The following is an 18,303-nucleotide window of genomic DNA, read 5'->3' on the forward strand; positions in this document are numbered from 1 at the left end:
CATGTCCGGCGCGCACCTGTATCCCGATTCGGAGCGATTCCTCGTGCTCCTCAACCCCGGCGCGGGCGGCGGCACCACGGGGCCCGAGACGCTGCGCCGCCGGCTGGGAGGCGCCTTCGCCGCGCGGGGCGTCCCCTTCGACATCGTCGAGGCCGCGGATTCCGAGGAAGGTCTGGAGGTCGCCCGCCAGGCCGCGGAGCGCGGATACCGGGCCATCGTCGCGGCCGGGGGCGACGGCACCGTGAGCGTGGCCCTGCGCGGCGTCGCCGGAACGGCCGTGCCCGTGGCGATCGTCCCCTTCGGCACCGCCAATCAACTCGCCCTCAACTTCGACATTCCCACGTCGCTGGAGGACAGCGTGCGGGTCGCGGTCGAGGGAAGGGTGACGAGCATCGACCTCGCGGAGGCGAACGGCGAGACGTTCGCGCTCATGGCCGGCGCGGGCCTCGACGCGCAGGTCATGGCCGACGCCACCGCCGAACTCAAGAGCCGCCTCGGCTTCGGCGCCTACATCTACAGCGGACTCAAGAACGTCATCAACCGCCCCGGCGCCGACTTCCGGATCACCGCCGACGACCAGGAGGTGAAGGTGAAGGCGTCGATGGTGCTCGTCGCGAACGCGGGCCAGCTCGGAGCCGGCCCCCTTCCCGTGGAGTTCCGGATGGCGCCCGGGGCCTCGTTCCAGGACGGCCTCATCGACGTGTGCATCTACGCCCCGAGCAACCTCCCGGAGGTCGCCCGCATCATCTGGCGCGTCACGCGAAACCGGTTCTCGGGGGACGACAAGATCATCTACTTCCAGGCCCGCAGCGTCCGCATCGAGGCCGATCCGCCCGTCGCCATAGAGATCGACGGCGATCCGCGCGGCGAGACCCCGATGGAGGCGAAGGTCTCGCCGCTGGCCGCCCGGATCATCGTCCCGAGGTAGCCCCCGCGTTCCCGCGGGAACGTCAGCGGGGGTAGAGCAGGTAGGGGGCGCGGAGCGACTCGAAGGCGGCGACGTCGGCCGCCCACTCCGAGTGATTTCGTCGAGCGGGGCGCCGCGATCGATGGCGAGCCGCAGGCCGTCCGAGCCCGCGAGGCGGTCGAAGTGCCGCACCCTCCACTCCCAGGCGTCGCCGGAGAGCCGGCGCGCGGCGAGCAGCGCCGCCACCGCCGTCCGCACCGGATCGTAGGCCGACCGGTCCGTCACCGTGAGGCGGATCCCGGAGATCTCCTCCCCCCCGAACCGTCCGTCGCTCGGCGACTCCGGCGTGAACGCGACCGCCCGGATCTCGACCCCCGGCAGGCGCACGATGCCCGCCGCCGTCTCCGCGCCCGCCACGGCCCCGATCTCCGCCACCCAGGCTTCGCCGTCCAGCCACGGCGCGCCCAGCACCTGGAACGCGGTCGGCGTCCCGCGGCCGACGGAGAGGTTGGTCCCCTCGAACAGACAGGTGCCGGGATAGTGCGTGGCGCTCTCCAGCGAAGGCATGTTGAGCGACGGCGCGATCCAGGGAAGGCCCGTCTCGTCGAACCAGCGGTCCGCGGACCAGCCCGCGGCCGGGACGACGTGCAACTCCACCTCCACGCCGAACGCTCCCCGGTACAGGCGCGCGAGTTCTCCCGCCGTGAGTCCGTGCCGCACGGGCACCGGGTACAGGCCGACGAAGGTCGCGAAGGCGGGGTCCAGCACGGGACCCTGCGTGAGGCCGCCGATCGGATTCGGGCGGTCGAGGACGATCATGGGGATGCCCGCGCGCCCCGCCGCCTCCATCGCGAGCGCCATCGTCGAGACGTACGTGTAGTAGCGCGAGCCGATGTCCTGGATATCGAACGCGAGCACGTCGATCGAAGCGAGCATCTCCGGCGTGGGCGCCCGCGTCTCGCCGTACAGCGAGTAGATCGGCAGCCCCGTCCCTTCGTCCGTCGCGTCGTCGATCGCGGAGCCCTCCGCTTCCGTGCCCCGGATCCCGTGCTCGGGCGCGAAGAGCGCCGTGAGTTCCGCGTTCGCGTAGCCGTGCAGGAGGTCGATGGCACTCGTGCCGTCGCGCCCCACGCCGCTCCGGTTCGTGATCAGCCCCACGCGCCGCCCGTCGATGAGATGGGAGGAATCGGCGAGCAGCACATCGATGCCGGGCCGCACCGTCGATGCGGTCGCGTCCCTGCCGCTCCCGCCGCGGATTCGGCCTCCGCTCCGCCGCTCTCGGCGCCCGATTCCGGCCCTCCGCACGCCGCGATTGTGAGAAGGAGAAGAAGGGAGAGGAAACCGGCGAGCGGATTCATCTCGCGCCGCGTAGGTTCGGGGCAGCGAGCGCGAGACGCGGGGCGGGCGGAGGTCGACATGGTGCGGAGACTAGAGACGTGGAGCGGCCCCCGAAAGCGGGAGGGGCGGCGGAGGACGGTCGTGGCCCTCGGATTGGCCACTCTCCTGGCCGCCGGCTCGTTCGCCTGCCGCTCCTCCGCCAACCCCGCGGGCGCGGGCCCCGCCGGCCCGGGCCCCGATGGTTCGGTTCCAGCCAGCGCGGCCCCCGCCGCCCCGGCCGCGCCCGCTGCCGCGCCCGCTGCCGCCCCCGACGCGCTGCCGACGCTGCCGCCCCCGACGCTGCCGCCCCCGCTGCCGCCGAGGCGCGGGCCTGGGTCGACGAGACGCTCGCCGGTCTCAGCCTGCGCGAGCGGGTGGCGCAGCTCGTGATGGTGTGGATGAGCGGCGGCTACGCGCCGAGCGACGACGAGGAGTTCACGCGGATCGAATCCCTCGTGAGGGACGACGCGATCGGCGGGATCGTGATCTCGCTCGGGACCCCCCTCGGATACGCCGCGCGGCTGAACCGGCTGCAGGCCTCCGCCGACGTCCCCCTGCTCGTCGCCGCGGACTTCGAGTCCGGCGCCGGGTTCCGCGTGAGCGGCGTGTATACGCGCTGCCGAACATGCTCGAGATGCCCGGCGCGACCGTCCTCCCCCCGGCAATGGCGCTCGGCGCCGCGGACGATGAGGACTACGCATACTCCGCCGGCCGCATCACCGGCATCGAGGCGCGGGCCCTCGGCGTCCACATCGCCTTCGCGCCCGTGCTCGACGTCAACAACAACCCCGCCAACCCCATCATCAACACGCGCTCCTTCGGGGAGGACCCGGAGCGCGTGGCGGCCCTGGGCGCGGCGTTCATCCGGGGCGCGCACGAAGCCGGCCTGCTCGCCACCGCCAAGCACTTCCCCGGCCACGGCGACACCGGGACGGATTCCCACGTCGCCCTCCCGGTCATTCCCGGCGACCGCGCCCGCCTCGACAGCCTCGAACTCGTCCCCTTCCGCCGCGCGATCGCGGAGGGCGTCGACGGGGTGATGACGGCGCACGTCGCGGCCCCCGGCATCCTCGGCGCCGGAGCCCCGCCCGCCACGCTCTCGCCGTACTTCATGACGGACATGCTGCGCGACGACCTGGGCTTCGACGGCGTCCTCTTCACCGACGCGCTCGACATGGCCGCCATCGCCGACGACTACGGGGCCAGCGAAGCCGCGATCCGCTCGCTGGAAGCGGGGAGCGACGTCCTGCTCATGCCGCGCGAGCCGCTGCGGGCCATCGCGGCCGTCGTCGGCGCCGTCCGCTCCGGCCGCCTCACCGCCGGGCGCATCGAGGCCTCCGTCCGGCGCGTCCTCGAGTTGAAGGCGCGGGCCCGCGTGCACGAGGGCGCGGAGGTCGACCCCGACGCCATCCCCCGGCTCGTCGGCACCCAGTGGCACGAGTCCTTCGCGCGCGGGGTCGCCGCCCGCTCCATCACGCTCGTGCGCAACGAGGCCGGCGCCGTGCCCCTCGAGTCGCGCTCCGTGCTCTCCGTCACCTTCGCCGGGCAGAACGACCTCGCCGCGGGCCGCGTCTTCAACCGCGAACTCGGCCGGGCCGTGCGCGTCCGCCGCGCCCGGATCGGGTTCGACACCCACCCCGCCGTCTACGACTCGCTCCTCCGGCGCGCCCGCTCCGTCGACGCCGTCATCTTCTCCGCCTACGTCCGGCCCGGCGCCGCCTCGGACTCCACCGACCTCCCGGAAGAGGTCCGGGGCTTCTTCGACCGTCTCGACGCCGCCGGCCGAACCCCCGTGCTCGTCTCCTTCGGGAGCCCCTACCTGCTCAACTCCGTGCCGGAGGCGGAGACGTACCTCATCGCGTGGGGCGGGGCGGACGCCTCGCAGGAAGCCGCCGCGCTCGCGCTCCTCGGCGCGCCGATCTCCGGCCGCCTGCCGATCTCGCTCCCGCCCCGCCACGCCCTCGGCGACGGCCTGACCGTTGGGGGGAGTCTGGAAGCGGGGAGTCCGGAAGCGGGGAGTCCGGAGGCGGGGAGCCCGGAAGCGGATGTGGGGATGGATGGAGATTCCCTCGCCCGCGTGGACCGGATCATCGATGCGGCGATCCGCGATGGCGCGACGCCCGGCGCGGTGCTCGCCGTGGGACGGGGGGACCGGGTCGTCCGGCTGCGCGGCTACGGAAACCTGGACTGGGCGTCTTCCGCCACGCTGCCGGCCGGGACCGCCGCGACCGATTCGAGCCTGTACGACCTCGCGTCGCTCACGAAGGTCGTCGCGACGACGACGGGCGTGATGCAGCTCATCGACAACGGCCGTCTCTCCCTCGACACCCGCATCGGCGAGCACCTGCCGGAATGGTCGCGGGGGTGGAAGCGCGACGTCACCGTCCGCCACCTGTTGACGCACCAGGGGGGCCTGCCGCCCTTCCTGCCCTTCTGGCGCACCCTCCGGGGAGAAGAGGCGTACCGCGAGGCGTTCGCCGCCCTCGAACCCGATTACGAGCCGGGGGAGGACGGGGAACCGACGGTCTATTCCGATATCGGGTTCATGACGCTGGGGTTCCTGATCGAGGAAGTCTCGGGACAGCCGCTGGACTACTACCTCCACGAGTCCGTCTTCCGTCCGCTGGGAATGACGGAGACCTGGTTCGAGCCGCCCCGCTCGCTGCACCGCCGCACGGCGCCGACCGAGGTGGACACCGTGTACCGGCACCGGCACGTGCACGGCGAGGTGCACGACGAGAACGCCCACGCGCTGGAGGGCGTGGCGGGGCACGCGGGCCTCTTCTCGTCGGCCCGGGACCTCTCGAAGTTCGCCGCCTGGATCCTCGCCGCCGCGCGCGAAGGGCGGGGTCTCGCCGCCGCCGACCGACCCCCGCCCGGGCCGTACACCCGCTCCTTCTCCGCCCGTCTCGACTCGCCCTCGCCGGAGACCGTGGCGCGGTTCACGGCGCGGGCCGCCCCCGCCTCGAGCCGGGCGCTGGGCTGGGACACCCCCTCCGGGCGTTCGTCGGCGGGCGACTACTTCGGTGAAGAGGCGTTCGGGCACACCGGCTTCACCGGCACGAGCTTCTGGGTGGATCCGGAACTGGACCTCTTCGTCGTCCTGCTCACGAACCGCGTGAATCCGACCCGGGACAACCGGAAGCACATCGCGCTGCGGCGCGCCGTGCACGACGCCGTCGCGACCTCGATCCGCGACCAGCCGGTACGCCCCCGCGATCCGGGTAGCGCGGGCGGCCCGGCGCCCGAGGGCCCCGACCGCTGACCTCTCTCGACCTCGCGATCCTCGTCGTCTATCTCGGCGGGATCACCGCCTGGGGCGCGTGGCTCGGCAGGGGCGCGCGCGGGGGAGAGGAGTATTTCCTCGGCCGGCGCGACCTGCCGTGGGCCGTCGTCCTCCTGTCCGTCGTGGCGACGGAGACGAGCACGCTCACCTTCCTCTCCATCCCCGGCATCGCGTACGGCGGGTCGCTCGCCTTCGTGCAGATCGCGGCCGGCTACGTGCTCGGGCGGATCGCGGTCGCCTTCTGGCTGCTGCCCGCGTACCGCGAGGGGCGGCTGCGGACGGCCTACGAGTTGCTCGAGGCCCGGTTCGGGACGGAGACCCGGCGGCTGACCTCCGGCATCTTCATGATCACGCGCCTCCTCGCGGATTCCGTGCGGCTGTTCGCGACGGCGATCCCGCTCACGCTCGTCACGGGGTGGCCGCTCATCGCCTCCGTGCTCGTCATCGGGGCCGTCACCTTCATCTATACCTTCATCGGCGGCATCCGCGCGGTCGTGTGGGTCGACGCCTCGCAGATGGCGCTCTACCTGGCCGGGGGGCTCATCGCCCTCGTCGTCCTCGCCGGCGCCGTGCCCGGCGGCTGGCCCGAGATCCTCGCCCGCGCCGGGGAGGCCGGGAAGCTCACCGTCATCGACCCGGCGCTCGACTTCGGGCGACCCTACACGCTGTGGGCCGGACTGCTCGGCGGCGCCTTCCTCTCCATGGGCTCGCACGGCGCGGACCAGCTCATCGTCCAGCGCCTCCTCGCCTGCCGCGACCTCGCCGCGAGCCGCCGCGCGCTCGTCGGCAGCGGCTTCGCCGTCCTCTTCCAGTTCACCCTCTTCCTCTTCGTTGGCTTGGGCCTCTGGGCGTGGTACGACGGAGCCGCCTTCGTGCGCGCCGACGAGATCTTCGCGGGGTTCATCGTTGAAGCGCTCCCCGCCGGCGTCCGCGGCCTGCTCATCGCGGGCGTGTTCGCGGCCGCCATGTCTACGCTGTCCAGTTCGATCAACGCGCTCTCATCCACGGCGGCGTACGACTTCTGGGCGGCGTCCCGTCCGGAGGCGGACGAGCGGCGGATCCTGCGCGTGGGGCGCATCGCGGCCGTGGCGTGGACCGTGCTGCTCGTGGCGGCGGCGATCGGGTTCATCCCGCTGAGCGAGGAGAGCACCGCCGTGGAGGTCTCGCTCGGGATCGCGTCGCTCGTCTACGGCGGGCTGCTCGGGGCGTTCGCGCTCGCCCGCTTCTCGCGCCGGGCCACCAGCCGCTCGGCCCGGCTCGGCATCGCCCTCGGGATCGGATCCGTCACCGCGATATGGATCGGGGCGCGGGACGCGGTCGCCTGGCCCTGGTTCGTCCTCATCGGCACGGCGATCACCGTGGCGGTCGGCCTCCTCGCCGGCTCCCGCCGCGGTTCGCGCGCGTCGGAGTGAAGTCACAGGGATGAGGTCGCGGAGATGAATTCGCGGAGAACACGCCTGCTGGCGGCGGCCGCCGTCGTCCTGGTCGCGGCCTGCGGCGATGGGGAACCGGACGTCACGGGACCCGCCCCCGTGCCGAACCGCGCCCCGGAGGCGGTGGGGACGATCCCCGGGCAGACGCTGGCCGTCGGGGAGGCGGCGACCGTGGACCTGTCGGCCTACTTCCGCGACCCCGATGGCGACGCGCTCTCCTACACGGCGGCGTCCTCGAACGCGGATTTCGTCGGCGTTTCGCTGTCCGGCAGTTCCGTCACGGTCACCGCCGCCGCCAAGGGGGTCGCCACGATCACGGTGACCGCGCGCGACCCGCAGCGTCTCACCGCCCAGCAGAGCTTCGAGGTCACGGTCCCGAACCAGGCGCCCGCCGCCGCGGACTCGATCCCGGCCCGGACGCTGTTCACGGGCGAGACGACGACGGTGGACGCCTCCGCCCACTTCCGGGACCCGGACGGCGACCCGCTCACCTTCGCCGCGACCTCGTCCGATTCCGCGGTCGCGACGGTCACCGTCACCGCCGACACGCTGACGATCCACGCGGTCGCCGCCGGCGTCGCGACGGTCACGGTCACCGCCAGCGATCCGGACGGCGCCGGGGCGGAGCAGAGCTTCGAGGTCACGGTGCCCAACCGCGCGCCGGAGGCCGTCGAGACGCTTCCCCCGCGGACGATCGAGGTCGGCGAGACGGAGGTCGTCGTCGTGTCCCCGTTCTTCCGCGATCCGGACGGAGACTCCCTCACCTACGAGGCGGCCTCGTCGGACACGGCGAGGTCGCCACCGTCTCCGTGTCGGGCGACTCGGTGGCCGTCACGGCGCTCGCGAAGGGCCCGGCGACGATCACGGTGACGGCCCGCGACGGTCACGATCTGACCGCCGAGCAGCGTTTCGAGGTCACGGTGCCGAACCGGGCGCCCGAGGTCGTGGGCGACATCCCGTCCGAGACGCTGTTCGAGGGCGACACGGCCTCCGTGGACGTGTCCGCCCACTTCCGCGACCCGGACGGCGACCCGCTCACCTACACGGCGACCTCGACCAGTTCCGAGGTGGCGACGGTCATGGTTTCCGGGGATACGCTGACGATCCGCGCGGTCGCCCCCGGCGTCGCGCTGGTCACGGTGACGGCGACCGATCCGGAGGAGGCCGCCGCCAACCTGTATTTTGAAGTCGTCGTCGTGCCTGCCGCGACCCCATTCGAGATCGAACTCGTGTTCGCGACCCCGGTGACCCGGTCCCAGGAGGCCGCGTTTCAACGGGCGGCGGAGCGCTGGATGGAGATCCTGGCGCCGACGGATCTGCCCGACGCGCAGATGAACCGGACGCTCGGTTGCGGCGACGATCCGCTATTCCAGCGCCACGTGGAGACGATCGACGACCTGATGATCGTGGTGGCGGTGGTCGAAATCGACGGTCCGCTCGGCACCCTGGGACGCGCCGGGCCGTGCTGGGTCCGCGCCGCGACCTCGTTGCCCCTGTACGGCCGGATCCTGATGGACGCCGCCGACCTCGGCCGGCTCCCGACGAGAGACCTGGAGGAGGTGATCCTTCACGAAATGGGGCACGTGCTCGGCATCGGCCTCCTCTGGCGGCGTCTCGGCCTGCTCCGGAACCCCGCCTCGGAGACGTCGTCACCGGACACCCATTTCACGGGCCCGCTCGCCATCGCCGCGTTCGACGAGGCGGGCGGCGCGAGCTACCCCGGCGCAAAGGTGCCCGTGCATAACGAGGACGGTCAGGGATCGCGGAACAGCCACTGGCGGGAATCCGTCCTGGCGCTGGAACTCATGACCCCGTTCCAGCACCTCGGGGTGGCCGACCCACTGAGCGCGATCACCCTCCGGTCGCTCGCGGATCTCGGCTACGAAGTCGACCCGACGCCGGCCGACCCCTACCGGCTGCCCAGCCCGGACCTCGCCCGCGCCATCGAGGCCGCCCCGAAGATCCCCTACGGCGACGACATCTGGCGAGGCCCCCTGATCTTCGCCGACCCCGACGGCCGCATCACCCGCGTAATCCCCAGGTAGGCAGGCGACAGGGCTCCCCAAGCTGGCGCGGGGGCGCCGCCCGCGCCTACGATGCCGGGCTATGGAAGACTCGAACGCTCTCATCGTGCGGGGGGCGCGGGAGCACAACCTCCGCGACGTCGACGTCGAACTGCCGCGCGACCGGCTCATCGTCGTCACCGGGCTCTCCGGCTCCGGCAAGTCCTCGCTCGCCTTCGACACCATCTACGCGGAGGGGCAGCGCCGCTACGTCGAATCGCTCTCCGCCTACGCCCGGCAGTTCCTCGGCGTGATGGAGAAGCCCGACGTCGACGTCATCGAGGGCCTCTCGCCCGCCATCGCGATCGAGCAGCGCACCGCGGGCGGCAACCCGCGCTCCACCGTCGGCACCGTCACCGAGATCTACGACTACCTCCGGCTCCTGTGGGCCCGCGCCGGCACCCCCCACTGTCCCTCGTGCGGCCGCCCCGTGCGCCCGCAGTCCCCGTCGGAGATCGCGCAGCAGATCCTCGGCTGGCCCGCCGGCGCCCGCATCGAGGTCCGCGCCCCGCTCGTCAGGGGACGGAAGGGGGAGTTCCGCGACCTGTTCGAGCGCACACTCAGTGAAGGCTTCGTGCGCGCGCGCGTGGACGGCGAACTCGTCGACCTCTCCGACCCGCCTCTCCTGAACCGGCGCCGGAACCACGACATCTCCGTCGTCGTGGACCGGCTCGTCGTGCGCGCCTCCGACCGCGAGCGGCTGGCGGACTCCGTGGCGACCGCCCTCCGCATGGCCGACGGCGTCGTCGAGGTCGCGCTCCACAACGGCGACGGAGAGGCCACCGACGGGGGGGCGAACGGAAAGGGGGAGGCGCGGCACCTGTTCAGCGAGCGCTACGCCTGTCCGGGCTGCGGGCTCGGCATGCCGGAACTCGAACCCCGGCAGTTCTCCTTCAACTCGCCCTTCGGCGCCTGCCAGGAGTGCGACGGGCTCGGCTCCCAGCGCGTCCCGAACGCCGACCTCATCGTGGGCGGCGACCGGATCTCCATCCTCGAGGGCGTCCTCCTCCCCCTCGGGGCGCCGAGTCATGGCGCCCGCCGCCACGCCCTCGTGCGGCTCGCCCGCAAGCTGGACTTCGACCTCAACACCGTCTGGGGCGAACTGAACGCGGACCAGCAGGAGGCGATCCTCTACGGCGACACCGACGTCGGCTGGGAGGGGGCCGTCGCCGCCACCCTGCGCCGCTACCACGAGACGACGAGCGAGCGCGTGCGCCTCTCGCTCGAGGAGTACATGACGCTCTCCACCTGCCTCGCCTGCGAGGGCGGCCGGCTGCGCCCGGAGAGCCGGGCCGTCACCCTGGAGGGCCTCTCCCTCCCCGCGCTCACCGCGCAGTCCGTGGCCGAACTCCGCCCCCTCCTCGGCAACTGGCTCGAAGCCGCCCGCGCCGCCGGCGGCCAGGCGGCCGAGATCCGCGTCCCCATCCTCAAGGAGGTCGTCGAGCGGCTCGAGTTCCTCGACCACGTCGGGCTCGGCTACCTCACCCTGGCGCGCTCCGCCGGCACGCTCTCGGGCGGCGAGGCCCAGCGCATCCGCCTCGCGACCCAGATCGGGAGCCGCCTCGTCGGCGTCCTCTACGTGCTCGACGAACCCAGCATCGGCCTCCACCCGCGCGACAACCGCAAGCTCCTGCAGACGCTCGGCGCCCTGCGCGACCTCGGGAACACCGTCCTCGTCGTCGAGCACGACGAACTCACGATCCGCCGCGCCGACCACATCGTCGACATGGGGCCCGGGGCCGGGCGCGAGGGCGGGGAAGTCGTCGTCTCCGGCGACATCGACCGGCTCCTGGCGGACGACCGCTCGCTCACCGCGGCCTACCTCCGCGGCGAGCGCGAGATCGCCGTCCCGGAACGCCGCCGCGCGCCGGACAACGGCCGGCTCGTCGTGCGCGGCGCCCGCGAGCACAACCTGCGCGCGATCGACGTCGAGTTCCCGCTCGGGACCTTCATCTGCGTCACCGGCGTGTCCGGCTCCGGCAAGTCCACCCTCGTCGAGCAGATCCTCTACCGCCGCCTCGCCCGCGAGATCTACCGCTCGAAGCTCGTCCCCGGCGCGCACGACGCGATCGAGGGGATCGACCTCTTCGACAAGGTCATCGACGTCGACCAGAGCCCCATCGGCCGCACCCCGCGCTCGAACCCGGCCACCTACACCGGCCTCTTCACCCCGATCCGCGAACTCTTCGCCCGCCTGCCGGAGTCGAACATCCGCGGCTACGCGCCCGGGAGGTTCAGCTTCAACGTGAAGGGCGGGCGCTGCGAACCCTGCCGCGGCGACGGCCTCGTGAAGATCGAGATGCACTTCCTGCCCGACGTGTACGTCCCCTGCGACATCTGCCGCGGACGCCGCTACAACCGCGAGACGCTCGAGGTCCTCTACCGCGGGCGGAGCATCGCCGACGTGCTCGCGATGAGCGTGGACGAGGCGCTCGAGTTCTTCGACGCCGTGCCGTCGGTGAAGCGCCGCCTGGGCACGCTCTCCGACGTCGGCCTCGGCTACGTGACGCTCGGCCAGCCCGCCACCACGCTCTCCGGCGGCGAGGCCCAGCGCGTGAAGCTCGCCACCGAACTCGCGAAGACGAGCACCGGCCGCACCGTCTACATCCTCGACGAGCCCACGACCGGCCTCCACTTCGAGGACGTGCGCCTCCTGCTGCGCGTCCTCCACAGGCTCGCCGACCGCGGCAACACGATCATCGTCATCGAACACCACATGGACGTCGTGAAGACGGCCGACTGGGTCATCGACATGGGCCCGGAGGGAGGGGCGGGAGGCGGCCTCGTCGTGGCCGAGGGCCCCCCGGAACTCGTGGCCGCCACGACCGGAAGCCACACGGGCCGGCACCTCGCCTCGCTCCTGCCGGAATCGAGCGGAACCCTGGCCATATGATTGGTGTAGTGGGCCGTACTAGCGCGCGTTGCACCAATGCTTGACGGTTCCAAAACCTTGACGGCAGGCGGCGATCGGTGCCATACTCCAGGTTACGCGGGGGAATGGGTGGTGGAGAGTGTGGTGGGGCCTGCCTTGAATCCCCCCGAAAAAACGTGATCCGAAGCGACGGTTTCACGGACTTGCTCGACCGAAGGAAACATCGACGAAAACAAGGTGTTTTTGCGGCTTCCGGCGCTCTTGCCACCCTGTGAGAGCGTGGGTATGTTCAGCCCGATTTGCGGGCTGGGGTGTGGTGCATCGTTCGTCGGCGGTGGTATGTTGATCGATCGAGTCGGCCATACACCCGAAGGACTCCATCCTGAGGAGGAGTGAAGAATGAGAAAGGGTACCAAAAGGCTGTTGACGGTCGGGGCGGTCCTGACCATCGGCGCTTGCGGTGACACCGTAGAGGTCGTCACCCCGCCGTTCCCGGACATTCCGCCCATCACCATTCCACCGCCGGTAATTCCGCCGCCGCCTCCGCCACCGCCGCCTCCTCCGCCGCCGCCTCCGGTGGCGAACCGGGCGCCAGTGGCAGTCGGCACGATTCCGGCCCACAACGTTGACGTCGGTGGATCCGTGTCCGTGTCCGCACTGAACGGGTACTTCAGCGATCCCGACGGCGACGCGCTGACCTTCACCGGTGCCTCGTCGAACGACGGCGTCGCCACGGTGAGCGTCGACGGTACGAGCGCGATGGTGACCGGTGTCGCCCGCGGAAGTGCCGTTGTCACTATCACGGCGGCCGACCCGGCCGGACTTCTGGCCAACCAGGGATTTAACGTCACGGTCGGCGGGGAGGATCCGGCGACGGTGGTGATCTCCAGGCTGCTGGATGAGAACCGGGAAGCGATCGGCGACCCGACGAACATCGCCGGCACGATCTACGTGCTCCTCGACGTGCAGCCCAACGAGGAGACGGTGACGAACATCGCCCTGACACTGAACGGCGAGGCCGTCACGCCTCTGTGCCGAGGCAGCTCAGGCGACATGGGCGCCGACATTGCGGGTCTCGCCGAGACCGGCGCGAGCGTCGAGGTCGAGTGCCAGCTCAAGACCAACGCGGTCGTGGGCGAGTGCATGGGCATGCAACTGGATCCGATGTACGCGAACGGCGGCTACGAGCTGAGCGCCTACGTCGAGACGACCCGGGGCGACAAGCGCGAGGCGTTCGCCGGCCAGTCGATCACGCTCAACAACCACGGGTTCGTGATGGTCGCGCACACGCCGGGCGCCGAGTCCGAGGTCGGGGCCCACACCAACGGCCTCACCTTCTACGGCGGCCCGTCGGTCGAGGGCAACGTCAACATGTTCCACGCCTGCCCCGTCGCGTATGACGGCACCGTCGTCGGCAAGATGACGCTCTCCACCATGCTGACGGACACGAGCCAGGAGGCCGTAGAGGGCCCGACCGTGAGCTTCAGGGAAGTCCGAAACGGTCCGCAGTTCCCGGCCAAGGAGTCGCCCTTCACGTGGTCCGCCAGCACGATCTGGTGGAGCGGCAACACGAGCGTGGAGAACGATCCGGGCGAGACCGAGACCTGGATCATCAACTCGGGCCAGATCCTGAACCCGGACGGCGGCGACATCACGTCGACGTTCCGCATGGGCGATGAGACGGCCAAGCTCGGCCCGCTGCACTTCGACTTCAAGGCGCCGGTGCGCACCAACACCTCCGAAGTCGTGGTCGCGACCTCGAACGACGCCACCACCTGGGCGTCGACCGAAGCGACGCACTACCGCGACGGGTCGGGTGGGAGCACCCGGCGCTTCCGGATCACGGAGATGTCCGACATGGGCGTCGGGCACGTGTACGGCATGACCTCGGCGATCGCCGTGGGCGACTGCGGCGTGGGCGCCAACGCCGACACGCGCGGCAGCACCGCGTTCGTTCCGCTGGATGAGGCTTCCGGGAACGTCACGACCATCAGCCAGCTGCCCGAGGAAGATCCCAACAGGGACGGCGTAGCGGACGGCGGCGGGTACGACTGCTTCGTGGCCGAGGTCCAGTCTCTGGCGGACCGGCTGGGCAACGCCGTCGGTCTGGCCAACGTGCCGAGGATCCGCACGGCGACCACGTTCGGCGTGGACCGCACGGCGCCCGAGATCAGCCGCGAGCGGCCTTCCGAGCCGATCGTGCTGTCGAGTAACTCGCTGTTCTTCGAGGTCGAAGAGCCGCGGCTCGAGACCGGCGAAGACGGCAGCGGGCTGGCAAGCGCGGTCAGAGCATGGGCCGGCAGCTCGAGTCGAACGTCCTCCCGCGTCTACTGGCGTGGGTCGGCGATGGCCGACAACGGGTCGGTCGAGATCGACATCGAGCCGACTGCCGGTAGCACCTTCGCTCGCGAACGGAGCCACACCGTGTACGCCGATGTGGCAGACAACGCGGGCAACTACACTAGCACGTCCTTCACGTTCATCCGCGACCAGACGGATCCGGCGCTCTCGCTGACCGCGGTGCCGAGCAACTTCGGCGCGATCTCGGCGGCGTCCGTGAGCGTGACCGTGGGAGGGACGCTGAGTGACGCGACCGAGATCCGGCGCGCGTTCCTGAGCATCCATAAGGGCGACACTTGCGCGATGGGCGATGACGCTCTGCCCTCAACGCAGGTGAGCGGTCCGGTGCGGCGTCTCGACAACGGCACCAACGAGATTGAGTTCTCCGAGGTGTTCACGGTCAAGCCGGCCGACGACCTGGGCGCGACGACCTACTGCTTCTATCTGCACGCAGAGGACGACGCCCGCGACGCCGATGACCGCGCGGCCGAGAACGCCTACAGCGCTCAAGTCGCGACGTTCAGCGTGACGTGGCCCGGAACGCCGCCGCCGCCGGTGGCGCCAGGCCCGACGTTCGAGTTCAAGAATGTGGACGGAACGGACATCGACGAGACGCTCGATGTCACCGAGGGCGATGCGACCGGCGTCATGTACGCCGTCATGCTCGCGAATACGGACGCCGACACGGTGGCGATAACGCTCACCACGTCGCCCGGAGTCACGGTGAGTCCGACCACGGTGAACTTCCCCAACCCGAACGACGCTACCGCGGATACGGTGCTGGTGACGGTCACGACCGCACACGACCTCGACATCATGTCGAACGTTGGGTCCGTGACCCACTCGGCGACGGACTTCACGGCGGCATCGCTGGCAGTGAAGTCGATGGATGAGGACTTCGAGATCATGGTCAGCCCGGCGATGATCTCCGAGGATGACGATCCCACGGAGGTCGTGGTGACCGTGAACGCCGGTGAGGCCGCGGACGTCACCAACGCGATCGAGTTGTCCCTCGCTGCGGGGGCGAATACCGTCGCCGGCGATATCGGAAGCACCAGCGCCGCCACCGCATCCGTGACGGTCAGTGCGATGTCGCGGACGGGGGCGGATACGGTGATGGTGGATGCGGTCGACGACGCCGAGCGCGACGAGGAGAACGAGTCGATCGCAGTGTCCATCACGACGCCGACCATCGAAGCATCGGGCGCGGGCATTTACGCCGAGCCCGCCAGCATCGCGATCATGGACGACGATCCCGACGTCACGCTGGAGCTGAGCCGTTCCTCGGTGGACGAGGATGCGGGTGCGGTGACCGTGACGATCACGGCGACGGCGGACGCGCCGGTGAACGGGATTACCACGTTCACGCTCGCCCTTGGCGGTACGGCGACGGCCGGTACCGACTACACCGGTCCTGCTTCGGTGACGCTGACGATCAACACGAATGGCACGACGGCGTCGGAGGACGTGACGTTGACGATCACGGACGACGCCGACGACGAGGCCAACGAGACGATCATCTTCGATGACGCGGACGGCGCGACGGTCGGAGCCAAGACCTACACGGTCGGCCCCGCAACGCTGACGATCATGGATAATGACGACACATAAACCCTAGCGGTCTCTGACGAGAGGCCTCACGGAAGGGGGCTCCGCGCAGTCTGCGGGGCCCCCTTCTTTTTTCTGACGCACCCGTCGCACGCCACGCCACTCGAATGTCTCCGGGGTGTTTCGATGACCGACTGCCGCTTCTCCTCCCACCGGTTCCGGCGCGCCGTATCCGCGTCGTTCCTCGTTCTTCTCATCGCGGGCCTCGCTTCGTGCGGTAGCGAGCCGACGATGCCCCCCCAGCCCCCGCCTCCGCCCCCGCAGCCCCCGGTCCAGGTCGGCTCGATTCCCGCTCAGATCGTCAACGTCGGCGAGTCCGCCATGATCGACCTGGCTCCCTACTTCCTGGACCCGGACGGAGGGCCGCTGACCTACGCGGCCGCGACGTCGGCCCCCGGCGTGGTCTCCGTGGCGGTTTCCGGCAGCAACCTGACCATGGTCGGGGTGGCGGAGGGCACGGCGACGGTGACGGTGACGGCGACCGATCCGGGCGGCCTCAGCGCGGCGCAGAGCGTCGCCGTGACGGTGCAGACACCCAACAAACCCCCGGCGCCGATCGGTTCGATTCCCGCCCAGACGGTCGAGGCGGGGCGGACCCTGACGCTCGACGTGGCCTCGTACTTCAGCGATCCGGACGGCGACGCGCTCACCTACGGCGCCACTACTTCGGGCACCGGCGTGGTCTCCGTTTCGACCTCCGGGAGCAGCCTGATCCTGGTCGGGGTGGCGCCGGGCACGGCGACGGTGAACGTGACGGCGACGGATCCCGGCGGTCTGAGCGCTTCGCAGGGTCTCGGCGTGACGGTGACGAGGCCCAACCGCGCGCCGACGGCGTCGGGCTCGATTCCCGCCCAGAGCATCGAGACGGGACAGGAGCAGAAGATCGACGTCAGCCGGTACTTCAGCGATCCTGATGGCGATGATCTCAGCTATGAGGCGACCTCGAGGAACACCGCCATCGTGACCGCGGCCGTGTCCGGCGACACCCTGACGCTCACCGGCGTGGCCCAGGGCGCGGCGACGGTGACGGTGACGGCGAGCGACCCGGGCGGCCTGAGCGTGACGCAGAGCGTCCGCGTGACGGTGCGGACCGCCAACCGCGCGCCGGCGCCCGTCGGCTCGATCCCCGCCCAGCGCATCGACGCGGGGCGCACGGCGAGGGTCGACGTGGCCCAGTACTTCAGCGACCCGGAGAGGGACCCGCTCACCTATGCCGCGGAGACATCGGACGCCGGCGTGGTGACGATCTCAATGTTCCGCAACACGCTGACGATGATCGGCGTGGCCGGCGGCACCGCCACGGTGACGGTGACGGCCACCGACCGGGGAGGCCTGACCGGAACGCAGACCATCCAGGTCGACGTCACGGGGCGGCAGGGCGGCTTCAGGGAGGACTTCGATTCCCCCGAGAGCCTCAACGACTGGGACATCCAGAACGCGGACGCGGTGGTGTCCGAAGCCGACAGCCTGCTGGAGCTGACCAACCGGGTCACGGGCAGCCTGGGGAGCGCCGAACTCCGGTCGCCGCCGAGCCTGCGGGCGTGGGAACTCACCGCGGAGATCAGCCGCGTGGAGGGCGAGGCGACGCCCGGAGTGATCTGGTTCACGACACACGGCCGGTTCCTCGCCGTCCGGCTCCTGCTGCCGATGTCCTCGGACGTGAACTACGAGTTCGCGGTCTTCGATGGCGCGCAGGACGCCTGGGTCACGGTCGAGAACCTGTCCGGACATACGCGGTCCATCTCGGCGGCTCCGCGCTCGTACGACCAGATCCGGCTGGGACATGAGACGGGAGGCAGCGGCTTCTTCGTGTTCGAGGTCGGCGCGCCCGGCGGGGGCACTCAGCTCTTCAGGATCAGCCTGGACGCGACGCTGGTCGGCATTTCCCTGGGCGACATCCTGGATGGCCTCACGGATCTCTGGCTGGTGAACCGGGGCCCGGTCGATCTGACGGCGCTGTTCGACTGGGTGGAGGTATCCGGCGAGGAAATCAGCGCCGACGCCGTGAGCGGAGTGGACGCCGCACAAGCCGGTCGCTTGAGGGCGCTCGCCGACGCCCCGGCCGCGAACCGGGTCCGCCTGGGTCGCCCCACGGGCCGTCCCGATTGAACGCCGAGCACACGGTTCTCGATGGTGCGACAGCGGTCGCGGAGCGTGTCCGGGCGGCCGCGAGAAACCCCGATTTCAGGGTCGGATCGGACGATGACCCGGTGATCCTCGATCTCGAGTGCGTTTCTCGCGGCTCCGCCCCGTGCTACTTCGGCCAGTTTCAAATGTTCGCCACAGCATTGTCACTGACTTGCGCATCACAATGTATGTCGGCAGATTCAGGTTCACACGCCGCCACGGCCGTGTAGAGGGGGTGAAAGACGGATCCTCACCGTTTCGCACCTCATTTTTGTATGAGGTAATGAATG

The 18,303-nt window shown here is 70.7% G+C and carries 8 protein-coding genes and 1 pseudogene; 8 read left to right on the forward strand and 1 reads right to left on the reverse strand.

Annotated features, from left to right (window positions below):
* Position 1 precedes the first annotated feature (1 nt).
* On the forward strand, positions 2 to 928 hold the full coding sequence (locus ACOGI9_RS01605) for a diacylglycerol/lipid kinase family protein (protein ID WP_419858162.1): 927 nt from the start codon (positions 2 to 4) through the stop codon (positions 926 to 928).
* A gap of 144 nt (positions 929 to 1,072) precedes the next feature.
* On the opposite strand, the pseudogene ACOGI9_RS01610 reads toward ACOGI9_RS01605, so the two are convergent.
* Positions 1,073 to 2,212 (reverse strand): annotated as a pseudogene (locus ACOGI9_RS01610) (exo-beta-N-acetylmuramidase NamZ domain-containing protein); the annotation flags it as partial.
* Between the two features lie 697 nt (positions 2,213 to 2,909).
* Here ACOGI9_RS01610 and ACOGI9_RS01615 point away from each other — a divergent pair.
* From ACOGI9_RS01615 to ACOGI9_RS01645, 7 genes are all read left to right on the forward strand, one after another.
* Entirely contained in the window at positions 2,910 to 5,549 is a 2,640-nt protein-coding gene (locus tag ACOGI9_RS01615) for a glycoside hydrolase family 3 N-terminal domain-containing protein (RefSeq protein WP_419858163.1), read from the forward strand.
* A gap of 41 nt (positions 5,550 to 5,590) precedes the next feature.
* Positions 5,591 to 6,982 carry a sodium:solute symporter gene (locus tag ACOGI9_RS01620; protein WP_419859221.1) on the forward strand — a complete coding sequence of 464 codons (1,392 nt, stop codon included), beginning with the start codon at positions 5,591 to 5,593 and terminating at the stop codon, positions 6,980 to 6,982.
* A gap of 24 nt (positions 6,983 to 7,006) precedes the next feature.
* Positions 7,007 to 7,873, forward strand: coding sequence for an Ig-like domain-containing protein (locus tag ACOGI9_RS01625; RefSeq protein ID WP_419858164.1), 867 nt, complete (start codon positions 7,007 to 7,009; stop codon positions 7,871 to 7,873).
* Positions 7,813 to 9,048 carry an Ig-like domain-containing protein gene (locus tag ACOGI9_RS01630; protein WP_419858165.1) on the forward strand — a complete coding sequence of 412 codons (1,236 nt, stop codon included), beginning with the start codon at positions 7,813 to 7,815 and terminating at the stop codon, positions 9,046 to 9,048. Before ACOGI9_RS01625 ends, ACOGI9_RS01630 begins: the two co-directional genes overlap by 61 nt.
* A gap of 61 nt (positions 9,049 to 9,109) precedes the next feature.
* Positions 9,110 to 11,959 (forward strand): excinuclease ABC subunit UvrA, encoded by a 2,850-nt coding sequence (gene uvrA / locus ACOGI9_RS01635; RefSeq protein ID WP_419858166.1) that lies wholly within the window; start codon positions 9,110 to 9,112, stop codon positions 11,957 to 11,959.
* A 627-nt stretch (positions 11,960 to 12,586) separates the two neighbouring features.
* A complete protein-coding gene (locus tag ACOGI9_RS01640; RefSeq protein ID WP_419858167.1) occupies positions 12,587 to 15,889 on the forward strand; it encodes a hypothetical protein in 3,303 nt (1,100 codons plus the stop codon).
* A gap of 123 nt (positions 15,890 to 16,012) precedes the next feature.
* Positions 16,013 to 17,995: an Ig-like domain-containing protein gene (locus ACOGI9_RS01645; RefSeq protein WP_419858168.1), complete on the forward strand. Its 1,983-nt coding sequence runs from the start codon at positions 16,013 to 16,015 to the stop codon at positions 17,993 to 17,995.
* Positions 17,996 to 18,303 lie beyond the last annotated feature (308 nt).

It is taken from the genome of Candidatus Palauibacter irciniicola, from assembly GCF_965208695.1.
Classification (GTDB): domain Bacteria; phylum Gemmatimonadota; class Gemmatimonadetes; order Palauibacterales; family Palauibacteraceae; genus Palauibacter; species Palauibacter irciniicola.

Bases quoted from the DNA above. Each gene is read 5' to 3' on its own strand.
- ACOGI9_RS01625 (WP_419858164.1), top strand. From the start codon at position 7,007: ATGAATTCGCGGAGAACACGCCTGCTGGCGGCGGCCGCCGTCGTCCTG.
- ACOGI9_RS01645 (WP_419858168.1), top strand. From the start codon at position 16,013: ATGACCGACTGCCGCTTCTCCTCCCACCGGTTCCGGCGCGCCGTATCC.
- ACOGI9_RS01615 (WP_419858163.1), top strand. From the start codon at position 2,910: ATGCTCGAGATGCCCGGCGCGACCGTCCTCCCCCCGGCAATGGCGCTC.
- ACOGI9_RS01605 (WP_419858162.1), top strand. From the start codon at position 2: ATGTCCGGCGCGCACCTGTATCCCGATTCGGAGCGATTCCTCGTGCTC.
- uvrA (WP_419858166.1), top strand. From the start codon at position 9,110: ATGGAAGACTCGAACGCTCTCATCGTGCGGGGGGCGCGGGAGCACAAC.